The sequence below is a fragment of the Candidatus Didemnitutus sp. genome, from assembly GCA_019634575.1.
Classification (GTDB): Bacteria; Verrucomicrobiota; Verrucomicrobiia; order Opitutales; family Opitutaceae; genus Didemnitutus.
The window spans coordinates 2,696,526-2,723,029 of sequence record JAHCAY010000001.1; the positions used below are offsets into that span (position 1 = coordinate 2,696,526).

Below are 26,504 nucleotides of genomic sequence, written 5' to 3' on the forward strand. Positions count from 1 at the left end.
GAGCGACAGAGCAAAGTCTCGCTGGCGCGATGAAACGGGGAATCCCCCAGCGAGCGGCGGCGCGCGCAGCCGGCCTCAGTGTTTCAGGCGCGCCCGAAGTTTTTTCACCTCGGGCGAGACGGCGCCGCACGCACCGGTGCTGCCGCAGCCGGATTTTTTCTTCGGGCCAAACCACGTCCAAAGCAGATACGCCACGGCGAGGAGCGCGAGGGCGGCGACAATCAGGGTTTGGAGCGAAGAGGACATTTCAGAAGTGGCCCACGGAACACACGGAAGACACGGAAAGGAAATTCATGGCGCGGGTTTCCGTGTGTTCGGTGTGTTCCGTGGGCAAATTCTCAGAACCCCAGTGCGCGGCCGACTTGGTAAATCAGACAGCACACGAGCCACGCCGTGCCGGTCATGTAGGCGGTTTGGAAGAGCGGCCAGCGCCAGGAGTTCGTCTCGCGCTTCACGACGGCGATCGTGCTCATGCACTGCATCGCGAAGACGTAGTAAACCATCAGCGTCAAGCACACGAGCGGCGTGAAGAGCGGCGCGCCGTCGGGCCAATGCGCGTTGCGCAGCGCGTCGCGGAGCGGCGTCGTGTCGTCGGTGTTTTCCACGCCGAAGATGACGCCCATCGAATTCACGAAGACCTCCCGCGCCGCGAACGACGTGATGAGGCCGATGCCCACGCGCCAGTCGAAGCCGAGCGGTTTGATCACGGGCTCGATGAGGTGGCCGGCCTGGCCGGCGAAGCTGTGCGCGATCTGCTGCGTGGGCGTGGCGGCGGGGTCCGGGTGCTTCGGATAAGTCGTGAGCACCCACAGCACGATGGAGATCGCGAGGATGATCGTGCCGGCGTTCTTGAGGAACAACCAGCCGCGCTCGACCATGTGGCGCGTGATGTCGACGAAGCGCGGCGGCTGGTAGGCGGGCAGCTCCATGATCATGTGCGGCGAGCCGCCCTTCACGAGGAAGCGCTTGAAGAGCCACGCGTAGCCCACGGCGCCGCCCGTCCCGATCAGATACATGAGCGCGGCGAGGCCGGTTTTCGTCCACGCCGAGGTGCCGGCAGGCAACAGCGCCGCGATGAGCAGCGAGTAGACCGGGATGCGCGCCGAACAACTCATCAACGGCGCGACGAGGATCGTGACGAGACGGTCGCGCGCGTTCTCGATCGTGCGCGTGGCCATGATGCCGGGAATCGCGCACGCGTAGGAGCTGAGCAACGGCACGAACGCGCGGCCGGTGAGGCCGACCTTGCTCATGACGCGGTCCATGAGAAACGCCGCGCGCGCCATGTAGCCGGTGCTCTCCAGCAGGCCGACGAAGAAAAACAGGATGAGAATCTGCGGCAGAAAAACGACCACCGCGCCGACGCCGGCGACCACGCCATCGGTCAGCAAGTCACGGAGATCGCCCGGCGCCATCGCGTCCTTCACCCACGTGCCGAAGGCGGCGACATGCTCGTCGATCCAGTTCATCGGATATTCCGCGAGCGAGAAAACCGAGAACAGCATCAGGCTCATCAGCACCGCGAACACGCCCAGGCCCCAGACCGGGTGGCAGAGCACGGCGTCGATGCGGTCGGAGAGCGACGGGCCGGAATTGCGGTCGCGCAGGATCACGTCCTCGCACAGCACCGCGATCGCGTCGTAGCGGCTGCGGATCAACACGCCGGACCAATCGGTGCCCTCCTTCGTCCAGCGCGCGCGCCAGCCGGCGAGGATCTCAAGCGTGCGCGGCGAATGCTGCTTCGAACCGGCGACGCGCACGGAGTCGAAATCCGTCAGCAGCAGCAACGCCTCCGCGCGCGCGACGAGCGGCGGACGCTCGTCGTTTTGCACGAGCGAAGCTTGGATCTCCGCGACGGCGGGCGCGATCGGGCCGGGGATGTCCCAGCGGTGTTTCGCGAGCGGCAGCTCGATGCGGCTCATCGCGAGGCGGAGTTCGACGAGGCCCTTGCCGCGCACGGCTTCGCACGGGATGACGGGCACGCCGAGCTCGCGCTCGAGCGCGGCGGGGTCGACCTTGATCCCGGCCTCGGCGGCGACGTCCATCATGTTCATCGCGACGATGACGGGGCGGCCGAGATCGAGGACTTGGTGGACGAGGTAGAGATTGCGCTCGAGGTTCGAGGCGTCGACGACGCACACGATGCGGTCCGGCTGCGGGGTGTCCTCGCGCCGGCCGAGCAACACGTCGCGCATCACCGCCTCGTCGGGCGAGCGCGCGGCGAGCGAGTAGGCGCCGGGCAGGTCGATGATCTGGATCGGGCGGCCGTGCTGCGAGTAGGTGGTGCCGGTTTTCTTTTCGACGGTGACGCCCGGATAGTTGCCGACCTTCTGGCGCAGGCCGGTGAGGGCGTTGAAGAGCGTGGTCTTGCCGCAATTCGGGTTGCCCACGACCGCGTAGACGGGAGTGCGGTAAGCGGCCGCAGTCGCCGGGCGCTTCGCGGCGGACGCAGGGAGCGAGATGTGCGACGGGAGCTTCACGCGCGGGAGGCGGCGACGGAGGCGCGGCGCGAGTCGGCGCGCGGGGGACGCATGGCGCTTACTTCGCGCCGGCCGGCAAACGCTCGACCAGGATGCTCATCGCCGCGCTGTGGTTGAGCGCCAGGCGGGTTCCGTTGACGAGGCAGAGGCTGGTGACGCTGCCCGAAATCTTGGTGACCAACGCCGCTTCGCCGAAGCCCATCTCGCGCACGCGCTGGCAGAAACCTTCGTCGCCCGTCAGCCGGCACACGCGTCCTGTCGAGCCGGCCGGCAGCTGGCAGAGCGGAGCGAGTTCTTGGAATGGCGTGGACATTCGAACGAGGGCCAGAAAACGCGATTGAGACTGAGTTGCAAGCCAAGGTTTGGGAAACGCCTTGAGAAGCCACAAGTTACCAGAATGCGGATAAATCTAATTGGCATGCACTTAAGAATAAAATGGCCGCGCCATCCGCGCAAATCCCGCGATAAATTCGGCAAGCGATGCACGTCGAAATGCCTCGCTTGGGGCCGCGCCTTGAGATGGCCGCCGCCATGCCGGCGGCGACAAATGCATGCGCGCGATGAGCACCCGCGCGCGCACGAGAGTCAGGAATTCGGCCACGAAAAGGCACGCAGCCACACGAACAGAGCGACGTGCGCGGACGCGTGATCGCGCCCCTTCCTTGCCTACTGCGCACCGCCGCAGCGCCCGTTCTTTTGCGTCGCTCCGCGCCTCTTTGCGGCCCCCTGCCCTCCTGCATCTCGGCTCGCTCCGTCCTCCGCCGAAAGCCCACCGGTGCGCGGAGCTTTCGCCTTTGCGCCGCGCGCCGAAACGCCGTCCGATGCACGCCGCATGCAGCTCCGCTTCGTTCCGCACACGCTGGCCCTGCGCCACGCCTTCGGCATCGCGTCCAACACCCGCACGTCCACGCCCGCCATGCTCGTCGAAGTCGAGCGCGACGGCGTGACAGGCTACGGCGAGGCCTCGATGCCGCCGTATCTCGGCGAGACGCAGGAGAGCGCGGCGAAGTTCTTCACCCTCGCCCAGCCGCTGCTCGCTCGCGTGGCGGACCCGTTTCAGCTCGAAGAAATCCTTCCCGCCGTCGACGCGCTGGCGCCCGGCAACACCGCCGCAAAAGCCGCAATCGACATCGCGCTGCACGACTGGATCGGCAAGAAACTCGGCGCGCCGTGGCACCGCCTGTGGGGCCTCGACGCCGCCAAGGCGCCCGTGACGTCGTTCACCATCGGCATCGATACGCCCGAAGTCGTCCGCGAGAAGACGCGCGAGGCCGCGCCCTACAAGATTCTCAAAATCAAACTCGGCCGCGATGCCGCAACGGATCGCCAACTCGTCACGACGATCCGAGAGGTCACGAACGTCGCTCTCACCGTCGACGCCAACCAGGGCTGGACCAACCGCGACGACGCGCTGCGCATGATCGAATGGCTCGCGCCGCAGAACGTCCTTTTCATCGAGCAGCCGATGCGGAAAGCCGCGCTCGACGACATCGCGTGGCTCCGCGAGCGCAGTCCGCTGCCGCTGATCGCCGACGAGAGTCTGCAGCGTCTCGACGACGTGCCGCGCCTGCGCGGCGTGTTCGACGGCATCAACATCAAGCTCATGAAATCGACCGGCCTGCGTGAAGCGCACAAGTCGATCGTCCTCGCCCGCGCGCTCGGCATGAAAGTCATGCTCGGCTGTATGACTGAGACCTCGTGCGCCATCTCCGCTGCCGCGCAACTCTCGCCGCTCGTCGACTGGGCCGACCTCGACGGCGCGCTGCTGATCAAGGACGACCCGTTCGACGGCGCACGCATCGTCGACGGCCGCGTGACGCTCAACGACCGCCCCGGCATCGGCGCGGTGCGACGCTGAGCTGAACGAAACGTCACCCGCGTCGCGCGCCGGACGCTCAGTTCCCGTTTGTCAGTCCGCTCTGCGCGTCCACACTTTTTCCCACCATGCCACAGCCTCTTCTCCGCGCGGTTTGGGCCACCGCGCTGATCGTCGGCGCAGCAATGCGCCTCGCTGGGCAGGATAAACCGGTGAATACCACGCCGGTCGACCTGCCCGATTTCGTCGTCGAAGGTCAGCGCGAGCTGCCGCCGCCCGAACCCTGGCTCTACAGCCGGCTCGGCAACCATGAAATCCTCTCGAGCGCGGGCCGCGGTCCGACCGAGCGCATGCTCAAGGATCTCAATCGGCTCATCCACGCGCTCCATCTGCTGGAAACACCCTTCCTTCCTTCGGAGGATCTCTCCGCCAAAATCGTCATCTGCGGCCGCGAGTCGGACTTCCGGCCCTTCATGGAGAAATTCCACGACGAGAGCACCGACGAGGACATGCGGACGTGGCATTACGAGTTTCGCGGTCGCGAGGGCGCGGTCCTCGTGCTCGATCAGACCGCCAACACCTTCAGCCTCCTCGACGACCAATCGGACGAGGAGTCCACCGACGTCACCCTTGCCGAGCAACGTGCCAAGAACTACACGCGCCGCCTGCAAACCGCGTTCGTGAAATTCCTGCTGTATCAGCAGCAGCCCAATCAGCCAGCGTGGCTCGCCGAGGGACTGGCCCGGTCACTCGTGAATGTCCGCATCGACGAACGATCCGTGACGTGGGGCGTCGTGGACAATCCGAACAAAGTTCTCGGCGGCGCCGACGAACGCTCCACCGGTCACGCCTCGACGGACACAATGCTCACTCGCCCGAAACCGCAGTCCCGCGATTCGCTGGCCGAGGACCTCGACTTCAACGCTGCGCTCGCCAGCACCGCGCTCATGCCCCTGGACGAAATGTTCTCGTGGCAGCGCGACACTTACATCGGCAAAAAACTCACGGCGCTCCGCTGGTTCCGGCAAAGCCATGCCTTCGTGCACTGGGGGCTATTCGGCGACACCGGCAAGCACCGGAAGCAGTTCCTCGCGTTCACCCAGCGCCTCGAAAAGGAACCCGTTTCGGAGACACTGTTCCGTGAGTGCTTCGACCTGAGCTACGTCCAAGGATTGTCGGCCTTGAAGACGCACATCGAATTTGTCCGCGCCAAAGTCATCGGCGTCGAAGCCGAAAAGGGCGAGCGCCTGCCCGCCGCCGCCCCGATCGAGGTGCGCGACGCCACGCCGCTCGAGGTCGCGCGGCTCAAGTTCATCACCTACTCGCTCGCGGAAATGCCCGACCGCGCGCACAACGAGCTCGTGCTCGCCTATCGACGCGGCGAACGGACACCCGATCTAGTGGCGGAGCTCGGCGTCTCCGCCCTGAAAATCGGCCAGCGCAACCGCGCGCTCAATTATCTCACCGCCGCCACCAAAGCGAAGACCACCCGCACCCACGCCTACACCACGCTCGCGCGGATGCGCCTCGAAGACCGCCTCGCCAAACCGCAGGGCAAGGACGGCAAACTCAGCTACGAGCAACTCCTCGGCGTGCTCGAGCCGCTCGTGCTCGCGCGCACCCAGGCGCCGCGCACGCCGGAAATCTACACGCTTTTCGCCGACGCGTGGGCAAACACCGCCGCAACACCGCCGCCGCAACACCTCGCACTGATCGACGAAGGCGCAAAACTCTTCCCCGACGACGCGGCTCTTCACGCCGCCCGCGCCCGTCTGGGCCCAACGGCCACCGCCAAGTAGTCGACGCGGGCTCGCCTCGCGCACGCAGCGGGTTCAACGTGCGGGCAAATCGCCCGCATGTCCGCCCCGGCTTTCCCCTCCTCGTTGCGCGAAAAAATCGGCCAGCTGCTGCTGCTCGGCTTCAAGGGCGGCACGCCCGCCGACACCGCGTTGATCGTCCGCGACCTGCGCGAGCACGCCGTCGGCAGCGTGATCCTCTTCGACATCGACATGACCGGCACGATCGACACCGGCCAGCCCGGCGGTCGCAACGTGAAGTCGCCCGAACAGCTGCGCGCGCTCGTCGCCCACCTGCAATCACACGCGCGCCTGCCCTTGCTCGTCGCGATCGATCAGGAAGGCGGCCGCGTCAACCGGTTGAAGCCCGCCTACGGTTTTCCCGAGACGATTTCCGCCGAAGAGCTCGGCCAACGTGACGACCTCGCTTTCACCCGCGCGCAATCCGAGGCCACGGCGTGCACACTCGCGGCGGCCGGCATCAACTTCAACCTCGCGCCCGTCGTCGACCTCGACGCCAACCCGGACAACCCGATCATCAAGGGCAAGCGCCGCAGCTTCGCCGCCGATCCAGAAAAGGTCGCGCGTCACGCCGCCGAGTGGGTGCGCGGCCATCGCGCGCACGGCGTGCTGAGTTGCGCGAAACATTTCCCGGGCCACGGCAGCGCTGCCGGCGACACGCACCTCGGTCTCGTCGACGTCACCGCGACGTGGCACGAGCGCGAGCTCACGCCGTTCGCGCGACTCATCGAAGCCGGACTCGGCGACGCGTTCATGAGCGCGCACGTGTTCAACGCCCGGCTCGATCCCGCCCTGCCGGCCACGCTCTCGCGCCCGGTCATTACGGAGCTGCTGCGTAACAAACTCGGTTTCCGCGGCGTCGTGTTGAGCGACGACATGGAAATGAAAGCCATCTCTGCGCACTACGGCCTCGAGCGCGCCGTCGTCTCGGCCGTCAACGCCGGCGTCGATCTGCTCTGCTTCGGCAACAACATGAGCTACGACCCCGACATCGCGCCGAAGGTCATCGCTCTGATTGAGCGCGCCGTGGCCGACGGCCGCCTCCCTGAAGCGCGCATCGACGAATCGTGCGAGCGCGTCCTCGCGCTGAAACGCAGCGCGGGACTGATTCCGTGATTTTTTAACCACAGATGAACGCAGATAGACACAGATACCGAGCACCCGACTCCACGTTTCCTCCATCTGTGTGAATCTGTGTCCATCTGTGGTTCCCCCTTCATGAAGTCCCTCCGTCACGCGGCACTCCCGCTCCTCGCCTTGCTCGCTCTCGCCGGTTGCGCGCATCGTCCCGGCACGCTCAACAAGCGCGCGGGCGACGAAATCGTCGTCGCCGGCCAGCTCTTCCACACCGGCACGAAGGTCGTGACGTGGATGGACCCGGGTGGTTACGACGCCTACCGCGTCGAGCGCCGCTTCGTCCCCTACGCACAGAGCAGCTGGGCGAAGACGGTCGAGGCCAAGGTGGATTTCAAGGACCCGAACCGCTACGGCCTGCGCTTCCAGAAACTCACGCCCGAGGAAATCGAGCGCGTGCGCGGCGGCGGCTGGGATCTGCCGCTGCTACAGCGCACCGTCGACCAGTTCGTCATCCACTTCGACGTCTGTGGCATTTCCAAGCAGTGCTTCAACGTCCTGCACGACCACCGCGGCCTCAGCGTGCACTTCATGTTGGATCTCGACGGCACGATCTACCAGACGCTCGACCTCAAGGAGCGCGCGTATCACGCCACGACCTCGAACCACCGCAGCGTCGGCATCGAGATCGCCAACATGGGCGCCTACGGTCCCGGCGACACCAAGACGCTCGACGCGTGGTATGAACGCGCCCCCGACGGCCGCACGCGCATTAAGATTCCCGAAAAACTCGGCGACCCGATGATTCGCACGCCCAATTTCGCCGCCCGCCCCGCGCGCGTCGAGCCCGTGCACGGCAACATCCAAGGCCAGGACCTCGTGCAATACGACCTCACGCCCGAGCAATACAAGGCGCTGATCAAGCTCACCGCCGCGCTCCACCGCGTGTTTCCCAAGATCAAACTCGACTACCCGCGCGGCCCCGACGGCAAGTTGCTCCCGAAGAAACTGCCCGACGACGAACTCGCGAAATACGAAGGCGTCCTCGGCCACTACCACGTGCAGACCAACAAGGTCGACCCGGGGCCGGCCTTCGACTGGGACAAAGTCATCCTCGGCGCCCGCCGGCTCGTGCCGTAACCCGCGTCAGCCGCCGAACGCGAACGCAGTCGTCAGGATCAAAACGGGCGCGAGCGGCAGCACCAGCGGCCACGCCAGTGCCATCCCGCTGCGCCCTCGCTTTGCAGCGGTGCGAAACAGCGCCCAACCCGCGCCCCAAAATCCCGGATAGCCCCAGACGGAGAACGCCATCGCGTAGCGCACCATCTCGTCGAGCGGGCCGCGGATCGGGGCGTCGAAGACGAAGATCGCGACGAACGCGGCCACCGGCCACACAAGCAGCCCGAGCGCCAGCACGACGAACAGTGCCTGCATCACGCGGTAGCCGCGAGGCTTCGGCAGCAGCGGAGGCAGCGCGTTCATCGCGGGGAGCTCAGGAGCTCTTCTTTCCGAAGGCCGGGTCGATTGTCTTGGCCACGAGGGAGACGGCGAAGAAGGACGGCAGCGTCGCCGTGAGGACCCAGACGAAGAACTTCACGTAGCCGACGTGATCCTCGATCCAGCCGGCCGCCATGCCGGGCACCATCATGCCGAGCGCCATGAAACCCGTGCAGATCGCGTAGTGCGCCGTCTTGTGGGCGCCCTCGGCGACCTTGATCATGTAGAGCATGTAGGCGGTGAATCCGAAGCCGTAGCCGAATTGCTCCACCGCGATCGCCGTCGACACGACCCACAGGCTCGACGGCTGATAAAGCGCGAGCAGCAGGAACGCCACGATCGGCGTGTGCATCGAGAAAATCATCGGCCACAGCAGCCGACGCAGGCCGGCGCGCGAGATGGCCCAGCCGCCCGTGAGCCCGCCGAGGGTCAGCGCGATGATGCCGATCGTGCCGTAGGCGATGCCGAGCTGCTCGTTCGTGAGCGCGAGACCGCCGGTCTCGCGTTTATCGAGCAGGAACGGCGAAAGCAGTTTCAACGCCTGCGACTCGGCGAGGCGATAAACGAGCAGGAAGAACAGGATCAGCCCGATGCCGGGCCGATCGAAGAACGAGCGAAACACCGCGAAGAATTCCCGCAGCGTGTCCGAACCCTGCGCCGTCGCGCGATCGGCTTCCGGGCGCGGCAGCACGAAGCAATGCAGCGCGCCCAGCACGCAGAACACCGCCGCGAGCAGACCGAAGACGAGCGACCACGCGGTGACCACGCTGCCCGTCGACGCGATGAGTTTACCGGCGAGGTAAACGAGCCCGCCCTGCGCCGAAAGCGTCGCGAGCCGGTAGAACGTCGTGCGCACGCCGACGAACGCCGCCTGCTCACCGGTCGGCATCGCCAGCAGATAAAATCCGTCCGCCGCGATGTCGTGTGTCGCGGAGCTGAACGCCATCAGCCAGAACACCGCGAGCGACAGCTGAAAGAACTTCGCCGCCGGCAGCGTCAGCGCGACGAGCGCGAAGGCCACGCCGATGACGAACTGCAGCGTCCAAATCCAAAAGCGTTTCGTGCGGAAAAGGTCCACCAGCGGCGACCACAGCGGCTTGATGACCCACGGCAGGTAAAGCCAGCTCGTGTAGAGCGCGATGTCGGTGTTCGAGATGCCCAGGTTCTTGTAGAGCACCGTCGAGAGCGTCATCACCACGACGTAGGGCACGCCCTCCGCAAAATAGAGCGTGGGAATCCACGACCAAGGATTGCGGGCGGAGTTTGAGGGGAAGGGGTCGGACATGGGGACCGGTCGTTCTCGTTCTCTTACTCGTTCTCTCGCCTCGCGTCGTTCGCATCCGGCGAAACGGAGCCGAGAGAACGAGAAAGAGGGTGAGAACGAGAACGATTCACGCAGCGCTTATTTACGGGCTATCACTAGCGTCGCCCGCGGGCTTTCGTTGCCGAGACGGTTGACGGTGCTGACGACGACCGCGTCGACGTCGGGTGCGAGCGCGAGCTCGGTTTGGCGCGCAGATTGGACCGTGAAACTCCATTGCGCGCCGCGCCGCGTCCACATGGCGAAGAGCGTGGCGTCGGGTGTCACGGTGATCCGCAGCTTGCCGTCCGCGGCACGCGCGAGCGCCGGCGCGGCGGGCGCTTTTGTGCCGAGCCACGTGGCCGCGGGCACGAGCGCCGGCGTGGCGTAGAGCGGCGCGAGCTTTTCGTTGATGCCCTTGCGGCCATCCATGAACGCGATGGCGCTGAAATGCACCTGGCCACCCGCGCCGGGCCGCGCGCGGGTGAGCGCGATCTGTTGCGTGATGTCGTTCGGTGACCATTTTTTCTCGTCGCTGATGGCGCTGGTGAACAGGCCGGCGTAGATCGCGCGGCCGACGCGATTTTGGCCAATCCAGTAATCGAGCAACGCGGGGAACGACTGTTCCTTGCTCGCGAGCGGCCAGTAAAGCTGCGGCACGAAGTAATCGAGCCAGCCGCGCTCGAGCCAGAGCTCCACGTCGGCGTAGAGCTTGTCGTATTGGCTGAAACCCTTGATGCCGGCCGGGCGACGGTCGGGCCGGCCGAGTCCGAACGGGCTGACGCCGAACTGCACCCACGGTTTCTCGGCGTGGACGGCGGCGTGGATTTTTTCCACGAGGCGGTCGACGTTCTCGCGGCGCCAGTCGGCGCGGGCCAGTTTGCCGCCGGCCTTGCGATAGGCCTGCCAGGACGGCTCGTCGGGGAAATCGACCTCCTCCGCCTTCGCGTCCTTCGGCGCGTTGGCCGGGAGCGGCTTCGCGATCGGATACGGATAGAAATAATCGTCGATGTGCACGCCATCGATGTCGTAGCGGCGCACGACATCGCGGATGACGGCGAGCGTGCGCTCGGCGGCGAACGGCTCGCCCGGGTCCATCCAGAGGTAGTCGCCGTATTTTTTCACGGCGCGCGGATAGCCGTAGAAGATGTGCGACTTCACCAACGGGGATTTCGCCTCGGGATGGCGCGCGCGATACGGGTTGAACCAAGCGTGCAGTTCGAGGCCGCGCCGGTGCGCCTCCTCGACCCAGACGGCGAGCGGATCGTAGCCGGGCGACTTGCCCTGTTTGCCGGTGAGATACTCGGACCACGGCTCGAGGTCGGACTTGTAGAACGCGTCGGCGGACGGACGGACTTGGAAAATGACGGCGTTGAGATGGAGCGCCTTGGCGCGATCGAGGATCGCAACGATTTCGGCGCGCTGTTGCGCGGCGGTCAGGCCCTTCTTGCTCGGCCAGTCGATGTTGTTGACCGTCGCGACCCACACGCCGCGAAATTCGCGCGGAGCGGGCGGAGGGAGTTCTTCGGCGATGGGCGCGGTGGGTTTTGCGGGAGGCGTGGGCTTCGTGGCGCAGCCGGCGAGGAGAAGAACGGTCAGCGTGGCAGCGAGGTAGCCCGCGATCTCCGAGCGCGGGAGGTAGCAGCGGGAATCGAGCACCCGCGCCCGGAGGTCGCGGGCCACCCGCCGAAGGAAGGATGGTTCGCTCATGATTGCAGCGCGGCGCGGACATTGCCTTGCACCGCGGCGAGGGCGGCTTCGGCGGCGGCGGCATCGAGGCCGCGGCGCAGCATCACGATGGCGACTTTCACGCGGTAGCGGCAGGATTCGAGGGCGGCTTTCGCGTCGGCGTCGGTCGCGCCGGTGGCGCGCGCGGTCAGCGCGATGGCGCGGCGGTAGAGTTTTTCGTTGGTCGGCAAGACGTCGACCATGAGGTTGCCGTAGACCTTGTGCAGACGGACCATGATCGCGCTCGAAAGCGTATTGAGCGCGATCTTCTGCGCGGTGCCGGCCTTGAGACGCGTGCTGCCGGAGATGACTTCGCTGCCGGTGTCGAGCGTGATGCCGATCTCGGCGGCGGCGGCGACGGGCGAGTCGGGATTGTTAGCGAGGCCGATCGTGAGCGCGCCGGCGGCGCGCGCGGCTTCGAGTCCGCCGATCACGTAGGGCGTGCGGCCGGAGGCCGCGAGACCGATGACGACGTCGTTCGCGGTCGGCGCGACGCCGCGCACGTCGGCCGCGCCTTGCGCGTGGTTGTCCTCGGCGCCTTCGACGGCGACGAAGAGCGCGTTGCGTCCGCCGGCGAGGAGCGCGACGGCGCGCTCGTTCGGCCAGGAGAAAGTCGGCCAGAGTTCGACGCCGTCGAGCAGGCCGAGGCGGCCGGAGGTGCCGGCGCCGACGTAGATGAGACGGCCGCCGCGCGCGAGGCGCGGTGCCGCGGCATCGACCGCGCGGGCCAGGGTGGCGCGAGCGGCGTCGACGACACGAGCGGCGAAGACCTGATCCTCGGTGAAGGCGGCGACGAGTTGCTCCGTCGGATAAAGATCGAGTTCGGGGTGGCGGCGGTCCGGCTGCTCGGTGTTCAGCATGAGGGGATTTTCAGATGGGTCGCCGTCCTCCTTTGCCGAGGCGGCGGAGGACAAGCGGCGACAAGGTGACGTCTCGCGCTGACAATCCTGCGTTGCTGCGGCTGGTTCAACCGTTCATTTCGTTCCGGCATGAGTTCTGGGCCGAAAGACGAACTGTGCGTGGGTGTGCTTTCGGGCACGAGCGTGGATGCCGTCGACGCGGCGTTGGTGAAGTTCGGAGCGCGCATCGAATTGATCGCGACGCACACGCTGCCCTACCCGCCGGAATTGCGCGCGGAGCTCATCGCACTCGCGGTGCCGGGCGCGAATGAAATCGACCGGCTCGGCGCGGCGGACGTCGCGGTCGGCCGGCATTTCGCGCGCGCAGTGCACGAGCTGATCGCGTTCGCGGGGCGCGAGCGCGAGGACATCCGGGCCATCGGCAGCCACGGGCAGACGGTGCGGCACCGGCCGCGCGAGAAAACGCCGTTCACGCTGCAAGTGGGCGATCCGAACACGATCGCGACGGAGACGGGCGTGCCGGTCGTGGCGGATTTTCGTAGAAAAGACATGGCGCTCGGCGGCCAGGGTGCGCCGCTCGTGCCGGCGTTTCACAACGCGGTGTTTCGCAGCCGGCGCGAGGCGCGCGCGGTGGTGAACATCGGCGGCATCGCCAACGTCACGCTGCTGCCGGCCGATCCGAACGCGCTCGTGCTCGGCTACGACACCGGCCCGGGCAACACGCTGCTCGACGCGTGGTGCCGCAGGCAGCTCGGCGAGCCGATGGATCGCGACGGAGCATTCGCGGCGCGCGGGAAGGTGCGCGAGGATTTGCTGCGCGCGTGGCTGGCCGACGATTTTTTCGCCCGCCCGGCGCCGAAGAGCACGGGCCCGGAGTATTTTTCCCCGGCCTGGCTCGAAGCGCGCGTGGGCGACGCCGCGCCGGCGGACGTGCAGGCGACGCTGGTCGCGCTGACGGCGCAAAGCATCAGCGATGCGATCCGCACGCGCATTGGGTTCGAGCACGCCGGCGTGTTCGTGTGCGGCGGCGGCGCGCACAATCCGGTGCTGATGCGCGCGATCGCGGAGCGGCTGCCCCGCTGCAAAGTGCAAACCACCGCGGCGCTCGGCATCGAGCCGGGCTGGGTGGAAGCGATGGCGTTCGCGTGGCTGGCGCGACAGCGCGTGCACGGCGCGCCGGGCAACTGCCCGGCCGTGACGGGAGCGGCGCGGCCGGCGGTGTTGGGCGGATTGTGGCTGCCGGGTTGAGGCCAGGGCGGTGGCAGACCGCCGCCCTCGCCTACTCCCTCAGAGGATTGCACGCAGACCGGGCAGGCGGCGCAGGGCGGCAGTCGCGGCCCAGCTCAGGCCGATGCCGACCGCGGTGACGAGGATCGCCTTCACCAATCCGGGCAGCGCGAAGGCGAGGAGCGCGTATTGGAGCCAGATGACGATCACGTAGTGCACGAGATACATGCCGTAGGCGTTGCGGCGCAGGCTCGCCCAAATCGCGTTTTCGGTGCCGCCTTTCCGGGCGGCCCACGCGAGCAGTCCCGTGCTCGTGACCACGCCGCTCACGGTCATCAGCACGCCGGCGGTCACACCCCACGCGAGGGAGAACTCGCCGCGCGAGGCCTTGATGCCATTCACGACCACGGCGACGACGAACACCACGAACACGACGCCTGCCGCGACTTGCCAGAGCACCCAACGCCGCGCCAACGGGCCGGTCGGCGCGACGAGCTCGCGCGCGCCGTCGCCGCGTCCGCCGAGGGCGACGCCGTAGAAGAAATACATCGCATAGAGGAGCACGCGCGAACTCTGCACGAAGAACGGGCCCCAGCTCGCCCAGTGCATGTAGTCCACCTTCATCACGATCGGCATGTAGGCCAGCAGCGCGGCGACGATCCACGCGCCCACCAGACAGGACGGTCGCGCGCGGAGCCATTCGCCCGCACTCGTCAACGCCTCGAACACCCGCGGCAGTGTGACGTGCAACAGCGCGGCGAGAGCACTGAACGCGAGCAACACCCACAGGAACCACGCCGGGCCGGCGGGCCAGTTCGGGAGTTTCGCCCAAGCGTCGAAGAAACCGGTCGCGGCCGTCGCGGACGCGCGTTGCAGATAGGCCGGGTAATAGGCCAGCGGCGCGAGCACGCCGGCGCTGACGATGAACGGCAAGCCGAGGCGCGCGAAGCGATCGAGCAGGAAGCCGCCCGTGCCCTTGCGCGCGAGGCTCGGCCCCGTGAACAGGCCCGCGAGCAGGAACATCAGCGCCATGAAAAACGAGTCGTTCCACAGCACCAATAGATCGACGCCCTGGGCGCGCGCGGCATCGATGATGGGAAAGGCGCCCCAGATCAGGGAGCCGTCGAACGCGCCGGGCGGCGGCGCGTAGAGGAAATACGCCAGCACCGCGTGGTGGGCGATCACGAGCAAGGTGAGCAGCGAGCGCAAGCGGTCGAGTGCCGCGGTGCGCGCAACGGATGATTCGGGAGTGGGATGGATCATGGGAAAGGGGCGGGCAAAGCTCACGCCTCGCACCGCGGCAGCGGTGTCAGGGGAAGGACGAGGAAGGAGCGCCGGGTTAGTCGGGCGGACGTGCGATGCGCCGGCGCACGGCGCGCGCGTAGAGCGTCGTCGGCACGAGGCTCAGCACGACGATGAGCGCGCAGAAAATCAGCCAGTCGCGGCCGGCGTTGGGATCGGCCATCATGCGCTGCGCGACGCCGTCGTTGGCGTGCGGCGCGAGGGCGAACGGCGCGGCGGCGATGTGCTGCGAGAACGCGAGATTGGCGCTGCGCGCGGTTTCCCACGCGGTGGCTGACAGCGAACCGGACGCGTGCCAGCCGACCGACACGGACCCGACCGCCACGCCGCCGAAGCAAATCGCGCCGAGGCTCAGCAGGCCGAGGCTCACTCCGCCGAGCGTGAGCGCACCGAGCGCGACACCTCCCACGCTGACGAGGCCGACGGCCCAACCGCCGAAGGCGAACAGCACGCCGATCGCGCGATCGCCGCCGGCGATCCAGCCAACCGCGGGACCCCGATCGGCATCAGGCGTGGAAAAACGGAGGTGCACCAGCGGCAGGCCCAGCAGCGTCGCGCGGCTGCGATATTCGGCGAGGCGCGAGTCGGCGCGGTCGGACGGGTGCGAGAATTTTTCCGGTTCGCGCAGCCGCTCCGCCGAACGCAACTCGCGGCCGATGCGCAGCGAACGGATCAGCGCGAACGACCAGGCGAAGGAGAACAGCACGAGCGCGACGTGATGAACCACGGCGATCGCGGGCAATTGCCCCGGCCAGCGCATGGCGGCGATCCGCAGTCCGAAGATGAACAGCAGAAAACCGATGAAGCTGCCGAAGAGCACGGCGGTGGTCACGACCACGACGCGCCGCTCGCGCGCGGTGCGGGCTTGGTCGAGGTTCATGCGCAGCGTCATCACCGTCGTGATGAAGCCGCTGACCGAGGCGAGAATGGTCGCGAAGAGGGCGAACTTCGCGAGGCCGCCCGCGCCTTTCGTCGCCGCCGCGGCGGCGGTGCCGGCGACGGCGGCCTTGGCGGGCGGCGACAGCGCGGGGAGCGCGGCGAGCACGCCCACCGTGAACACGCGGCCCGGCGTGCTGCGCGCGAGCGCGCCTTCGACGAGCGCGAGCACCTGCTCCTTGAGCATGTTGCGGCCGCGCGCGAGGCGCTGTTTCACGTTATCCTCGGTGAGATCGAGCTCGGCGGCGACATGCTCGATCGAGCGATGCTCGCGGTAGAACAGCACGAGCGGCTCACGGTAGGTTTCCGGCAGGTTGCGCAGGGCCTGCCAGACGAGCGCCTGATCGTCGCGGTCGGCGGCGGCGATGTCGGCCGAGGGTTCGTCACTCGGGAGTTCGAGCGCGTGGTCGAGCGGCGCGGCGCGGCGGGCGGGCTCGCGTCCGTCGCGCCGGCGCGCGTGGCTGATCTTGAAACGGAGAATGGAGCAGAGCCACGCGCGGAGTTTTTCCGGTTCGCGCAATTCGCCGAGTTTCAGCCACGCGGTGATGAAGGTTTCCTGCGCGACGTCCTCGCTCGCGGCGACATCGCCGAGCGACGAGTAGGCCAGCGAGCAGAGCAGGCGTTGGTAGCGCTCGACGATCTGTTCGAACGCGGAGCGATTGCCGCCGAGGCAGGCGGCGACCAGATCGGCATCGCTGGCAGTGTTGAGCAGGGCCATGACTTCGGGCGCTTTCATCGTGTCGCACCTAGTAGTGCCCGGAAAGACCGAAGCGGTGACAAAGTTTCGGCGGATTTTTTCGCCGCAGGGCGCGAAAAGGGCGGTTGAGGGCAACCGCCCCCACCGGTTCCGGTGTTTCAACAACCTGCGCCCGGAGGTCGCAGGCTACCTGGGGAACGGGGTCTCGCCGCTCGCGAGGCGGTGCAGGAAGAGGGCAACGTTTTGCGCGCGCGGCGCGATCGTGGCGACGCGGCAGTATTCGCGGGCGCTGTGGAGGTGGTCGCCTTCGGGGCCGATGCCGTCGAAGCACGGGAGGCCGGCCGCGCCGAGGAAGTTGCCATCGGACGCGCCGCCGCCATGGACCCAGTTGAAGGGCTTCAGGCCGACGTCGAACGCGGCGCGTTGGAACTCGGGGAAGAGTTTCGCCTCGGTCGCGTGGTTTTCCTTGGGCGGACGGTTGAGCCAGAGGTTGAGGTCGAATTTCACCTCGTAAGTGGCGGCGACTTCGGCGGCGACGGCGCGAAGGCGGGCGAAAAGTTGCGGCTCGTCGCTCATCTGCGTGACGCGGAGGTCGAGCTCGGCTTGGGCGAAATCGGGGACAACGTTCGTGGCGGGCGAGCCGCCCTTGATGTTGCCGACGTTGACGAGCGTGCCGGGCAGCTCGGCGGGAATCTTCGAGGCGGCGAGGGCGAAGGCGGCGAGGCCGAGGATGGCGCTGCGGCCGTCGTTGGGAATTTTCGCGGCGTGCGACGCGCGACCGTGGCAGGTGACGATGGCGCCGCCGGTGCCTTTGCGCGAGTGGATGATGTCACCGCTCGGGCGCGCGGGCTCGAAGACGAAGCCGAAGTGGTGGCGCTTCGCGGCTTCCTCGAAAAGGTGGCGCGTGCCGTGCGTGCCGGTTTCCTCGTCGGGCGTGAGCAGGATTTCCCAGCCGATTTGCGCGGCGTGCGGGGTTTGCTCGAAGGCTTGGAGCGCGGCGAGCAGGACGACGAGGCCGCCTTTCATGTCGGTGACGCCGGGGCCGTTGAGCGTGTCGGCATCGAGCCAGCGGCAGGTCTGGAACGGGTCGTCGGCGCCGTAGACGGTGTCGTAGTGACCGCAGAGGAAAACTTGGAGCGGCGCGCTCGGGCGGAGGCGGAAGCGGAGCGCTTTCACGCCCGGCGGGTTGTAGCCTTCGGCGTCGGCGGAGAGTTCCTCGAATTGCGCGGCGGGGAACGCGGCGGCAAAGGTTGCGCGGAGTTCGGCGGCCATGCGAGCGAGGCCGATGGCGTGGCTCGAACCGGAGTTGATGGCGGCCCAGCGTTCGAGGAGCGCGACGAGTTCGGCGCGGCGCGACGGGAGCGAGGAGATCGCAGCAGGAATGGACATGGCAGGAAGTCAGATGGATCGCCACGGCGCGCGACGCGCCTCGCGATGACAAGACAGGTGGATCAGGTGCGGAACGGGCTGGCCGCAGCGAGAGCGGGGAGATCGGTGAGGCCGTGGGCGGCGGTGAAGGCGGCGTCTTCGAGGAGGTGGCCTTCGGTTTCGGGTGCGGCTTGGCGGTGGAGGATGGCTTTCAGTTCGCCGACGTTGGCGGACCAGCGGGCGCCGTTGAAGAACTCAAAACCGGCGAACTGCGATTTGTAGAGGGCGTTTTCGGCGTAACAGGTGCCGAGATAGAGGTGCGCGTAGCCTTGGCGGGCGAGCTCGGCGACGGTGCTCGTCATGATGAAGAGGCCGAGGCTGCGGTTGGGGTGCGCGAGGTCGTAGAACGAGTAGGAGTAGAAGGCGGCGCGGTTCGGCTCGAGGTAGAGCGCAGCGAAACCAATCTCGACGCCGGGTTGCGCGGGATCGGCGGCGACGAGGACGTGCGTGGTGAGCGGCGAGTTGAAGAGGCGCGTGAGGCGCTCGTCGGACATGCCGGGCGGATATTTCGCGGTGGAGTAGGCGTGGGCGAAGTCGCGACGCGCGGGCGTGAGTTCGAATTCGGCGCGCGGGACGAGCGCGACACGGAGGTTTTCGCCGCGGCGGAGGATGCGGCGGTTTTCCGAGGAGGGCGCGAATTGCGCGAGGTTCACGCGGGTGTGGCGGCAGAGGTAGAAGCGTTTCATCTCCGGCGTGGAGGCGAGGAAGCCGGCGGCGAACAGGTCGGCCGGCGTCTCGTGCGACTCGGGAAAGGCCCAGACGGCGTAGGGAAAGACGTAGTGCGCGTAGTCGGGCTTGGCTTCGGAGAAGAGGAGTTTCATGCCGCGCGCCAGCGTAGCGGCGTCAGAGCCGGCCGCCACCCGGGAGAGTGACATGCGGGGCGTCGGGGCCGTCGAGTTTTTTGAGATTGGCGAGTGGGTCGGCGGCGAGGCGGAGGAACTTGAAGCCGAGGAGGCGCGGCTTGCCGGCGGCATCGCGCTCGGCGTTGTGCGCGGTTTCGCGGGCGATGAAGGCGGCGAGCGTTTCTTCGCGGACCTTCGGATCGGAGGAGTGGATGATGTGCAGCGTGCCCTCGGGGCCGTGCGCAGCGAGACCGACGTGGCCGATCCAGGCGCTGCCGCCGAAGATATCGTTGGCGGGCGCGCCTTTTTTCACGACGCCACGGACGACTTCGATGATGTCGCCGTCCTGGAGCTGCGCGGCGAGCGTGGGCGCCTCGGCGTAGGGGAAGAAGGTGTCGCGGTGGTCCTCGACCGGGATGGAGACGTCGAGCTTGTAGCGGTTTTTAAGGAAGCGGGAGCGGTCGATCTTCTCGTAGAACTTCACGGCGCGCGGGCCGGCGAGTTCGGCGGTAATGTCGGTGGCGAGCCAGCGGTTGGAGGGATTCCAGTCGGTCTCGGTGAAATGGTTGCGGGTGACGACGCCGATCTGGCCGTCGCGGTAGCGGATGCGTTGGAGCAGGCGCATGAAGCTCGTCCAGTCGGCCGTGAGCGCCATGGCGAGCGTGTGCTCGGTGAAGACGAGGCAGTCGCTCTTGGCGATGCAGTAGAGCGGCTGCGGATCGTAGGTCTCGAACGGCATTTCGCCGAGGAGGTAGAGCTCGTAGGGCTGGCCGAGGTTTTTGCGCGCGAGGTGGACGATGCGCTGGCGCAGGTCGGGCTCGGTGGTGTGCAGGTGCGCGAGGTAGGCGCCGACTTCGGGCTCGGTGAATTGGTAGAGGGGAACGGCGGCGAGTTGCTCGGCGGGGCGGGGCGCAGAATCGGCGGCGCACGCCGGCGCTGGGAACATAAGGGCTGCCGTAAAGGCGAGCAAGGCGCCGGCGAGGTAGCCCGCGATCTCCGGGCGCGGGAGGAGAGTTCGCGCATCGATCAACCCGCGCCCGGAGGTCGCGGGCCACCCAGCGGCGAATGAGCGCAGTGTTGCAAAGGCGAAACGGCGAGTGGGAGAGAAAGACATGAGAGGGGAAGAAAAAGGGGCGACCCGGTGTGGATCGCCCCGTTGAGTGTGTCGGAACGCGCGCGCGGGGCACGCGTTTTCTGTCCGGTTAGAACAGCTTGTATTCGACCGAGAGCGTGAAGGAGCGGCCGCGCGGATCGGCGACGCGGGGTTCCCACGAGCTGCCGGCGCCGGTGTTGGTGTCGTAGGCGATCGAGAACGGAGGATCTTCGTTCAGCAGGTTCTTGATGCCGGCGATGATGGTGATGTCCTTGCTCCAACGGTAGGTCAGCGACGCATTGTAGGTGATGTATTCGCCGACCTTCGGGTTGTATTCCGTGGCCTTGGCGAGGTATGCGCCGTTGGCGATGCCGGGCGGCACGTAGTCCATGTAGCCGGCGCGGTAGAGCTGGCTGAGGCGGGCGGTCCACTTGCCTTTACGATAGGAGACGGCGGCGGTGTATTTCCACTTCAGGCCGATGTCGGAGGAGCGGGTGAAGCGGCCAACCTCGCTGTTGCCCCACGGCGCGGAGGCGATGAGCTTGGAGCGTTTCTTGAGGAGCTGGGAGACGTTGACGTCGCCGACGATCTTGCCGCCGAAGAGGTCGAACTCGCCGCGACCAGTGTATTCGATGCCGCTGGTCTCGGTGGAGCCGGCGTTGAGCGGGCGCATGTCGAGCTTGGTGATCGTGCCGTTGACGCGGGTGATGCGGTCGGGGAAGAGCTGGTAGTTGGCCAGCAGGGTCGCGGCGCTCGCGAGGGTCTGGATGGTGCCGTCGCGATTCACGGACCACCAGTCGGCGCCGATCGTGATGTTTTTGAGCGGCGAGATCACGACGCCGTAGGAGACCATGTCGGCTTCCTCGGGTTGGAGGTCGGGCTTGCCGCCGCTGATGATGTTCACGCTGTTGGCGGGAATCGGCTGGCCGTTCGTCGGGTCGACGAGGTCGGCGCCGGAGTAGGCGGACTCGAACGACGGGTCGAACTGCTGCTTGAAGGTCGGGACGCGGAAGCCGGTGCTGTAGGAGCCGCGGATGAGGATCTTGTCAGTCGGGGAGATGCGCAGCGTGACCTTCGGGTTGGTGGTGGAGCCGAAGCCGGTGTAGTCGTCGCGGCGGCCGGCGACGTTGAGGTCGACGCCCTTGATGATCGGGACTTGGAGTTCGGCGAAGACGGCCTTCACGGTGCGGCTGAGCGTGCCGGCGGTGGCGAGGGCGTTGTCGAACGGGGCGTTGAAGACGTAGTTTTGGACGTCGGTCGGGGTCGCATACGCGGTGCTGGCGCCGTTGAATTTGTATTCTTCCTTGCGGTAGTCCAAGCCGACAGCGGCCTGGATCTCGCCGGCGGGGAGTTTCCAGAGCGGGCCGGAGGTGGTGAGGTCCCACGTGGTGTTGGTGAACTTGCCGCCGTAGAGCTGGACGCCGTCGGCGCGCGTCTTATCGAGCGCGGCCTGGGCTTCGGGGGTCTGCGTCAAGCTGAAGGGGCTGACGACGCCGGTGTTGATGAGGGCCGCGAACGGATAGGCGTAGAAGTAGCCGCTGATGAGCTTGGATTTGCTCTGGCTCTGGGCCTGGGCGAGACCGGTGCGGTATTCCCAGTCGTGGAAGAACGGCAGCGGGCCTTCCATGCCGACGAGGAAGCGGCGGGTGTCGCTGATGGTGCGAATCTCGCGGTTGCCGAGCGGCATGGCGCGCCAGCGGAAGGCGATCGGCTGGCCGTAGTTGATCACGCTGGTGGGGAAGAAGGCGGTGAGGGCCTGGTAGACGCGGTTGTAGTCGGCGCCGGTGCTCGGGTAAGCGAGGTTGAGGAACGGCAGGCTGATGGAGGTCGCGCTGCTCGAGGTGCCGGAGGTGATTTGGTTCGGCGAGAAGCTCTTGGTGGAGTCGGAGCGGCCGATGACGGCTTCGGCGGTGAGGGTGTGCTCACCGATCTTGTAGGAGCCGCGGCTGACGAAGTTGGTGTTCTTGACCGGCTGCTGGAGGGCGGCGGCGCGGCCGGTGTCCCAGGCGGAGGCGTATTTGGCGGAGGGGACGTTCCAGAGGAGTTCCTCGTAGGGTCCCATGCCATCGTAACCGGCGTAACCGGCGGTATTCGTCGGGAGGTCGAGGATGTTGATGCCGCCGCTGAGGGCGATGGTGCCGGCGGGATCGATGGGGCCGGTGCTGCGACCGGTGTTGTTCAGATTGTCGCGGCTGATGATGGTGTAGAGGGTGGAGATCGGGAAGATCGTCGCGATCGGAGCGCCGCGGGTGTCGGGCGAGATGCCGCGCGCGGGCTGGAAGGTGTTGACGAAGTCGCGCTGGTCGCCGCGGAGCATCTTGTGGTCGGCGAGCGAGAGGGAGGCCATGATGTTCCAACCGTCCTTGTTCAGGCTGCCCCAGCCGCCGACGAGGGAGTAGCGGAAGATGTTGCCGCCGCCGGCCTCGGTGATGTCGGAGGAGGCGTTGGCGACGAGGCCACGGAAGTCGGACTTCGTGATGAAGTTGATGACGCCGCCGATGGCATCGGTGCCGTAGACGGCGGAGGCACCGTCCTTGAGGACTTCGACGCGCTCGATGGCGGCGAAGGGGATGGAGTTCAGGTCGACCACGCCGCCGTTGAGGCCGTGCGAAGCGACGCGGCGGCCGTTGAGGAGGATGAGGGTGGCGTTCGAGCCTTGGCCGCGAAGGTTGGCGGAGGTGGCGCCGTTGTTGCCGCGGGCGGCGCCGGCGACGACGTCGGCGTTCGACGCGAGGTTGTCGAGGCCGTTGCCGTTGATGTTGAGGTTCATGATCAGCTGCTCGGCGCTCGCGATGCCTTCCTGCTCGAGGTCGAGCTTGGAGAACACGGAGATGGGCAGCGCGCCTTCGTCGGCGGGGCGCTTGATGGAGGAGCCGGTGACGATGAATTTCTCGAGCTTAACGGCTTCGTCGGCTTTCTTGTCTTCGAGCGGAGCGGGAGCGGATTGGGCCACCGCGAGGGAGGCCGTCGATGTCGCGGCCAAGGCCGCCAACAGGAGACGACGACTCCAGGAGTAACGTGCGTTCATACGGTTCGTGTGTAGGGTTGGGACTAAGCTCGCAGCGAGACCGGCGAACGCGTGGGTGTGCACGCTGCTGGCCCGCAGGGATGTGTGTTAGCGCTCCGGGTTCGGCGGAGCTTGAGAGGTGTCTAGTAGAAGTGCTTGCGGGTCCAAGCAGAATCCTCGCCAGCGGGCTGGGCCAAAAGGATAGGTTCCGAAAAAAAGAGCCCTCCCGAGGGAGGGCTCGAAAGAGGCATGCCGAGCGGATCGCTCAGAACTGGCCGCTGATGCCGAAGTTCACTGTGACGTCGGACAGGTAGACCAAGCGCATGCGCGACGGGATGGAGCGGTAGGCGACCGGGCCGTCCTGCGTGATGTTGTTGAGATCGATGAACAAGGTCATGTTGGGATTCAGCCGATAGGTCGCACCCACATTGTAGGTGGTAAGGCTGGTGCGGTAGAGGCGCGCAGGAGACGGAGTGAGCGGCGAGACCGGTTCGGTGCCGGCGCCGCTGATGTGCTCGCCCGTGTAGCTCGCGCCGGCGGACAGACCGAGGTTCTTGTAGTTGTAGGTGAGGCGCACGTTGCCGGTCTCGGGAATGAAACCGGGGACGTCGTTCGGTGCGATTTCGGTGGCGGCGCCGAAGTTGCCAGTGGTGCGCAGCCAGGTGTAGTTGGCCGAGAAGCCGAGACCCTTGAGCAGGCCGGGCAGGAACGTGAAGCGCTGGCGATAGTCGAATTCCCAACCTTGCAGGTCGGCATTGCCGGCGTTCACCGGAGCGGTGAGCGTGTAGCCCTCGAAGTTGCCTTCGAAGCCGTTGTCCGGGCCGGAGCCGATCTTGTCCGCGAGGGTGCGGTTGATGATGTAGTCGGTGATCTTCTTTTGGAAGACGCCGAAGGAGATGACGCCGCCGGTCTTCGGGTAATACTCGAGCTTCAGGTCGATGTTCTTCGCGTATTGGGGCTTCAGGGCGGGATTGCCGGCGGTGACGGTCTGGTTCGCGTCGCTGAAGCTGATGGACGGCACCAGTTGCGCGAGCGTCGGGCGGCCGTAGCTGGTGGACCAGCTGGCGCGGGCCTTCAGGTTCGGCGTGATATCGTAGGCGAAGTGGATGCTCGGGAAGAGGTTGTTGTAGGTGCCCTTCGTGTAGTGACCCTGATAGTCGATGGCCGCGCGCTTGACCGGATCGGGTTCGACCGCCGTGGAGGTCGAAAAGCGCTTGATGTAGTTGAACGTGTTCACCTGCGCGGCTTCGTAGCGGGTGCCGCCGAGGACGGTGAGCTTGCCCCATTTCATCGTGCCTTGGATATATCCGGAATCGACGCCTTCCTCCATGATGCGGCGGTTGACGTAGGGTTGCTGGGCCGCGTAGACGAGGTCCTCGGTCCACTTGGTGGTGTCGCCGAGATCCTTGCTGACTGCGACGGGATCGAAGACCGGGATGCGCAGGCCGTTGCCGTTTTTGATTTCAAAGGGCGTCAGTTCCATCAGGGGATAACCCGAGAGCGGGATCTGCGCGCCAGTGAGGGAGCCGGGGGCCGGGGTGGGGTCGACATTGCGATTCCAGCGGCGCGGGTTGACTTGGAAGTTGTTGACGCGGCGGTTGACGCTGTCGGCGCCGGTTTTGATCACGATCGGCAGCGCGGTCGGCAGGGTGTAGGAGGCGTTGACTGAACCGGTGACCTCGTTGGTGCGGGTGACAGTGTCGCGCTTGGTGAAGACGATGTTCGAGGTGTAGCTGGCGGGATCGAACACGCTCTTGCCGGCGGTCTGGGTGAAGACTTGGCCGTTGAGGTCGGATTTATCGAGGATGAATCCGATATTGTCGGCGCGCATTGTGAGCTGGCCGCCGAGACGATCGCGACCGGCGGCGGAGTGCCAGCGCGTGTTGCTCCAACGCAGCGCGTAGTCGACCTTCAGCGCGCCGAGATCGTGCTCGCCGACGAAGGTGCCGGTGGGGTTCTTGCTGTAGAAACCGAAGCGCCACATATCGAGGTCCATGCGGGTGGCGCCCGCGGTGCCGGTCTGGCGGAGTTCGGTGCGATTTTCCGTGAAGCCGGGCAGGACCGAAGCGGTGCCAGTGGTGCCGACGGTCGTATTGCCGAGCGGATCGATCTTCACGCGGTCGTAGTAGGGCTCGGAGCCGGCGTTGTAGAGGAAGCGCAGCGAGAACGTCGTGCGCGGTGAGACGCGGTAGTCGGCACGAATGTTCATGCCGGTAATGAAGCGTGTGTTTTGACCGGCTTGCGTCGTGTAGTCGTTGAACGCCGGCGTGACCGTCGGGTCAGTCGTGGCTTGGTAGAAGAAGCTGTCGTAAACGATCATGTTCACGATCTCGGAGTAGGAAGCGTTGATCGAGATGCCGAGGTTGTTGGTGCCGCCAAAGACATCGAACCGCTCCTGATAAGAGAAGCTGGTGACAGGCTGGATCGGGTGTTTTTTGCGCTGCTCGCTGCGATCGGCCCACGGCGCCGAGAGGCGGGCGCTGGCGCTGTAGGTGACGCGACGCTTTTCCGTCATCGCGAGTGGCGAACGGGTCTTGAGGTTGAGCTGGCCGCCGAGCGAATCGGCGCGTTTGTCGGGCGTCTGGCCGGCGATGACTTCGATCTGCTCGTAGTTCGCCGCGGAGAAGGAGTGCAGCGTGGCGCTGCGGCCGTCGCCGCCGACGCCGGTGGTCGGCAGGCCGTCGACATTGAGGCGGGTATAGCTCGAGGGCATGCCGCGCACACTGACGTTGTTGATCAGGTTATCCTCGTCGATGGTGAACGAGATACCGGGCAGGCGGGAGAAAAGTTCGCCGATGTTCTGCGTCGGCAGAACGCCCCACTCGTCGAGCGCGACGACGTTTTTCACGTTCGAGGCGTTGCGCTGCTGCGTGACGGAGAGCGCCTGGCCTTCCTTGACGGTTTGCACCGTGAAAGGTTCGAGCTGCACGATATCCGCGGTTTCCAGCGTGAGGGTGAGGTCGGATTGATTGCCGGAGGCGACGATGATGTCTTGGGTCAGGTCCTTGAAGCCCGAGTAGCTCGCGACGACTTGCGCGTTGCCCGTCGGCACATCGTAAATGACGAAATGACCGCTCTCATCGGAGTAACCGGTGCGGCCCTGCACGGTAACTTGTGCGCCCTGGAGGACGTTGCCTGTGCTTTTACTGACGACGGTGCCGGCGACGCGGCCGGTGTCGGCGGCGAGGGCGACGAGGCCCGTGGCGAGGAGGACGAAAAGGCTGGTTGCGTCGCGCAACAGCCGGACGAACGGAGTGCGACTCACGATCTGGATGCTCATGGTATGCAGGTTTTGGCCGCGTCAGAAACGAAGGGGGAAACGCAGCCGAGGTGTTAGAACTTCTCGGTTACGCCCAACCGTGCCGTCGTCCAAGTCGAATTCTCTCGTCGTTCCGACCGG

19 protein-coding genes are annotated in these 26,504 nt (G+C 66.5%); 5 read left to right on the plus strand and 14 right to left on the minus strand.

What is annotated here, in order from left to right:
• Positions 1-75: 75 nt before the first annotated feature.
• The 3 genes from KF715_11305 to KF715_11315 all read right to left on the minus strand — a co-directional run bounded on the left by KF715_11305 (position 76) and on the right by KF715_11315 (position 2,793).
• Positions 76-246, minus strand: coding sequence for a hypothetical protein (locus KF715_11305; GenBank protein ID MBX3737270.1), 171 nt, complete (start codon positions 244-246; stop codon positions 76-78).
• A 92-nt stretch (positions 247-338) separates the two neighbouring features.
• The gene (gene feoB, locus KF715_11310; GenBank protein ID MBX3737271.1) at positions 339-2,480 is read right to left on the minus strand and encodes a ferrous iron transport protein B; all 2,142 of its coding nucleotides are present in this window, start codon (positions 2,478-2,480) and stop codon (positions 339-341) included.
• A gap of 58 nt (positions 2,481-2,538) precedes the next feature.
• Positions 2,539-2,793, minus strand: a complete 255-nt coding sequence (locus KF715_11315) for a ferrous iron transport protein A (GenBank protein MBX3737272.1) — start codon at positions 2,791-2,793, stop codon at positions 2,539-2,541.
• 519 nt (positions 2,794-3,312) lie between these two features.
• On the opposite strand from KF715_11315, the gene KF715_11320 reads away from it, so the two are divergent.
• From KF715_11320 to KF715_11335, 4 genes are all read left to right on the plus strand, one after another.
• Positions 3,313-4,338, plus strand: a complete 1,026-nt coding sequence (locus KF715_11320; GenBank protein MBX3737273.1) for a dipeptide epimerase — start codon at positions 3,313-3,315, stop codon at positions 4,336-4,338.
• Between the two features lie 86 nt (positions 4,339-4,424).
• Complete coding sequence (locus KF715_11325) at positions 4,425-6,095, plus strand: hypothetical protein (protein MBX3737274.1); 1,671 nt, start codon at positions 4,425-4,427, stop codon at positions 6,093-6,095.
• Between the two features lie 57 nt (positions 6,096-6,152).
• Positions 6,153-7,229, plus strand: coding sequence for a glycoside hydrolase family 3 protein (locus KF715_11330; protein MBX3737275.1), 1,077 nt, complete (start codon positions 6,153-6,155; stop codon positions 7,227-7,229).
• 102 nt (positions 7,230-7,331) lie between these two features.
• Positions 7,332-8,327: an N-acetylmuramoyl-L-alanine amidase gene (locus tag KF715_11335; GenBank protein MBX3737276.1), complete on the plus strand. Its 996-nt coding sequence runs from the start codon at positions 7,332-7,334 to the stop codon at positions 8,325-8,327.
• A gap of 6 nt (positions 8,328-8,333) precedes the next feature.
• Here the strand turns inward: KF715_11335 and KF715_11340 are convergent, their stop codons facing one another.
• The 4 genes from KF715_11340 to murQ form a co-directional block, all read right to left on the minus strand.
• Positions 8,334-8,669 carry a hypothetical protein gene (locus KF715_11340; GenBank protein MBX3737277.1) on the minus strand — a complete coding sequence of 112 codons (336 nt, stop codon included), beginning with the start codon at positions 8,667-8,669 and terminating at the stop codon, positions 8,334-8,336.
• A 10-nt stretch (positions 8,670-8,679) separates the two neighbouring features.
• Positions 8,680-9,969, minus strand: a complete 1,290-nt coding sequence (locus KF715_11345; GenBank protein ID MBX3737278.1) for an MFS transporter — start codon at positions 9,967-9,969, stop codon at positions 8,680-8,682.
• 117 nt (positions 9,970-10,086) lie between these two features.
• Positions 10,087-11,694 carry a family 10 glycosylhydrolase gene (locus tag KF715_11350; GenBank protein ID MBX3737279.1) on the minus strand — a complete coding sequence of 536 codons (1,608 nt, stop codon included), beginning with the start codon at positions 11,692-11,694 and terminating at the stop codon, positions 10,087-10,089.
• Positions 11,691-12,572: an N-acetylmuramic acid 6-phosphate etherase gene (murQ, locus tag KF715_11355; GenBank protein MBX3737280.1), complete on the minus strand. Its 882-nt coding sequence runs from the start codon at positions 12,570-12,572 to the stop codon at positions 11,691-11,693. The genes KF715_11350 and murQ overlap by 4 nt, the downstream gene beginning before the upstream one ends.
• Before the next feature lie 129 nt (positions 12,573-12,701).
• Between murQ and KF715_11360 the strand changes: the two genes are divergently transcribed.
• Complete coding sequence (locus KF715_11360) at positions 12,702-13,820, plus strand: anhydro-N-acetylmuramic acid kinase (GenBank protein MBX3737281.1); 1,119 nt, start codon at positions 12,702-12,704, stop codon at positions 13,818-13,820.
• A gap of 39 nt (positions 13,821-13,859) precedes the next feature.
• Here KF715_11360 and KF715_11365 read toward each other — a convergent pair whose 3' ends face one another.
• The 7 genes from KF715_11365 to KF715_11395 all read right to left on the minus strand — a co-directional run bounded on the left by KF715_11365 (position 13,860) and on the right by KF715_11395 (position 26,384).
• Positions 13,860-15,062, minus strand: coding sequence for an acyltransferase (locus tag KF715_11365; protein MBX3737282.1), 1,203 nt, complete (start codon positions 15,060-15,062; stop codon positions 13,860-13,862).
• A 76-nt stretch (positions 15,063-15,138) separates the two neighbouring features.
• The gene (locus KF715_11370) at positions 15,139-16,773 is read right to left on the minus strand and encodes a sigma-70 family RNA polymerase sigma factor (protein MBX3737283.1); all 1,635 of its coding nucleotides are present in this window, start codon (positions 16,771-16,773) and stop codon (positions 15,139-15,141) included.
• Between the two features lie 147 nt (positions 16,774-16,920).
• Positions 16,921-18,123, minus strand: a complete 1,203-nt coding sequence (locus KF715_11375; GenBank protein ID MBX3737284.1) for a hydrolase — start codon at positions 18,121-18,123, stop codon at positions 16,921-16,923.
• 62 nt (positions 18,124-18,185) lie between these two features.
• Complete coding sequence (locus KF715_11380) at positions 18,186-18,983, minus strand: hypothetical protein (GenBank protein ID MBX3737285.1); 798 nt, start codon at positions 18,981-18,983, stop codon at positions 18,186-18,188.
• A gap of 22 nt (positions 18,984-19,005) precedes the next feature.
• On the minus strand, positions 19,006-20,118 hold the full coding sequence (locus tag KF715_11385; protein MBX3737286.1) for a DUF1460 domain-containing protein: 1,113 nt from the start codon (positions 20,116-20,118) through the stop codon (positions 19,006-19,008).
• An 88-nt stretch (positions 20,119-20,206) separates the two neighbouring features.
• Entirely contained in the window at positions 20,207-23,125 is a 2,919-nt protein-coding gene (locus KF715_11390; GenBank protein MBX3737287.1) for a TonB-dependent receptor, read from the minus strand.
• A gap of 244 nt (positions 23,126-23,369) precedes the next feature.
• Positions 23,370-26,384: a TonB-dependent receptor gene (locus KF715_11395; protein MBX3737288.1), complete on the minus strand. Its 3,015-nt coding sequence runs from the start codon at positions 26,382-26,384 to the stop codon at positions 23,370-23,372.
• Between the last annotated feature and the right edge of the window lie 120 nt (positions 26,385-26,504).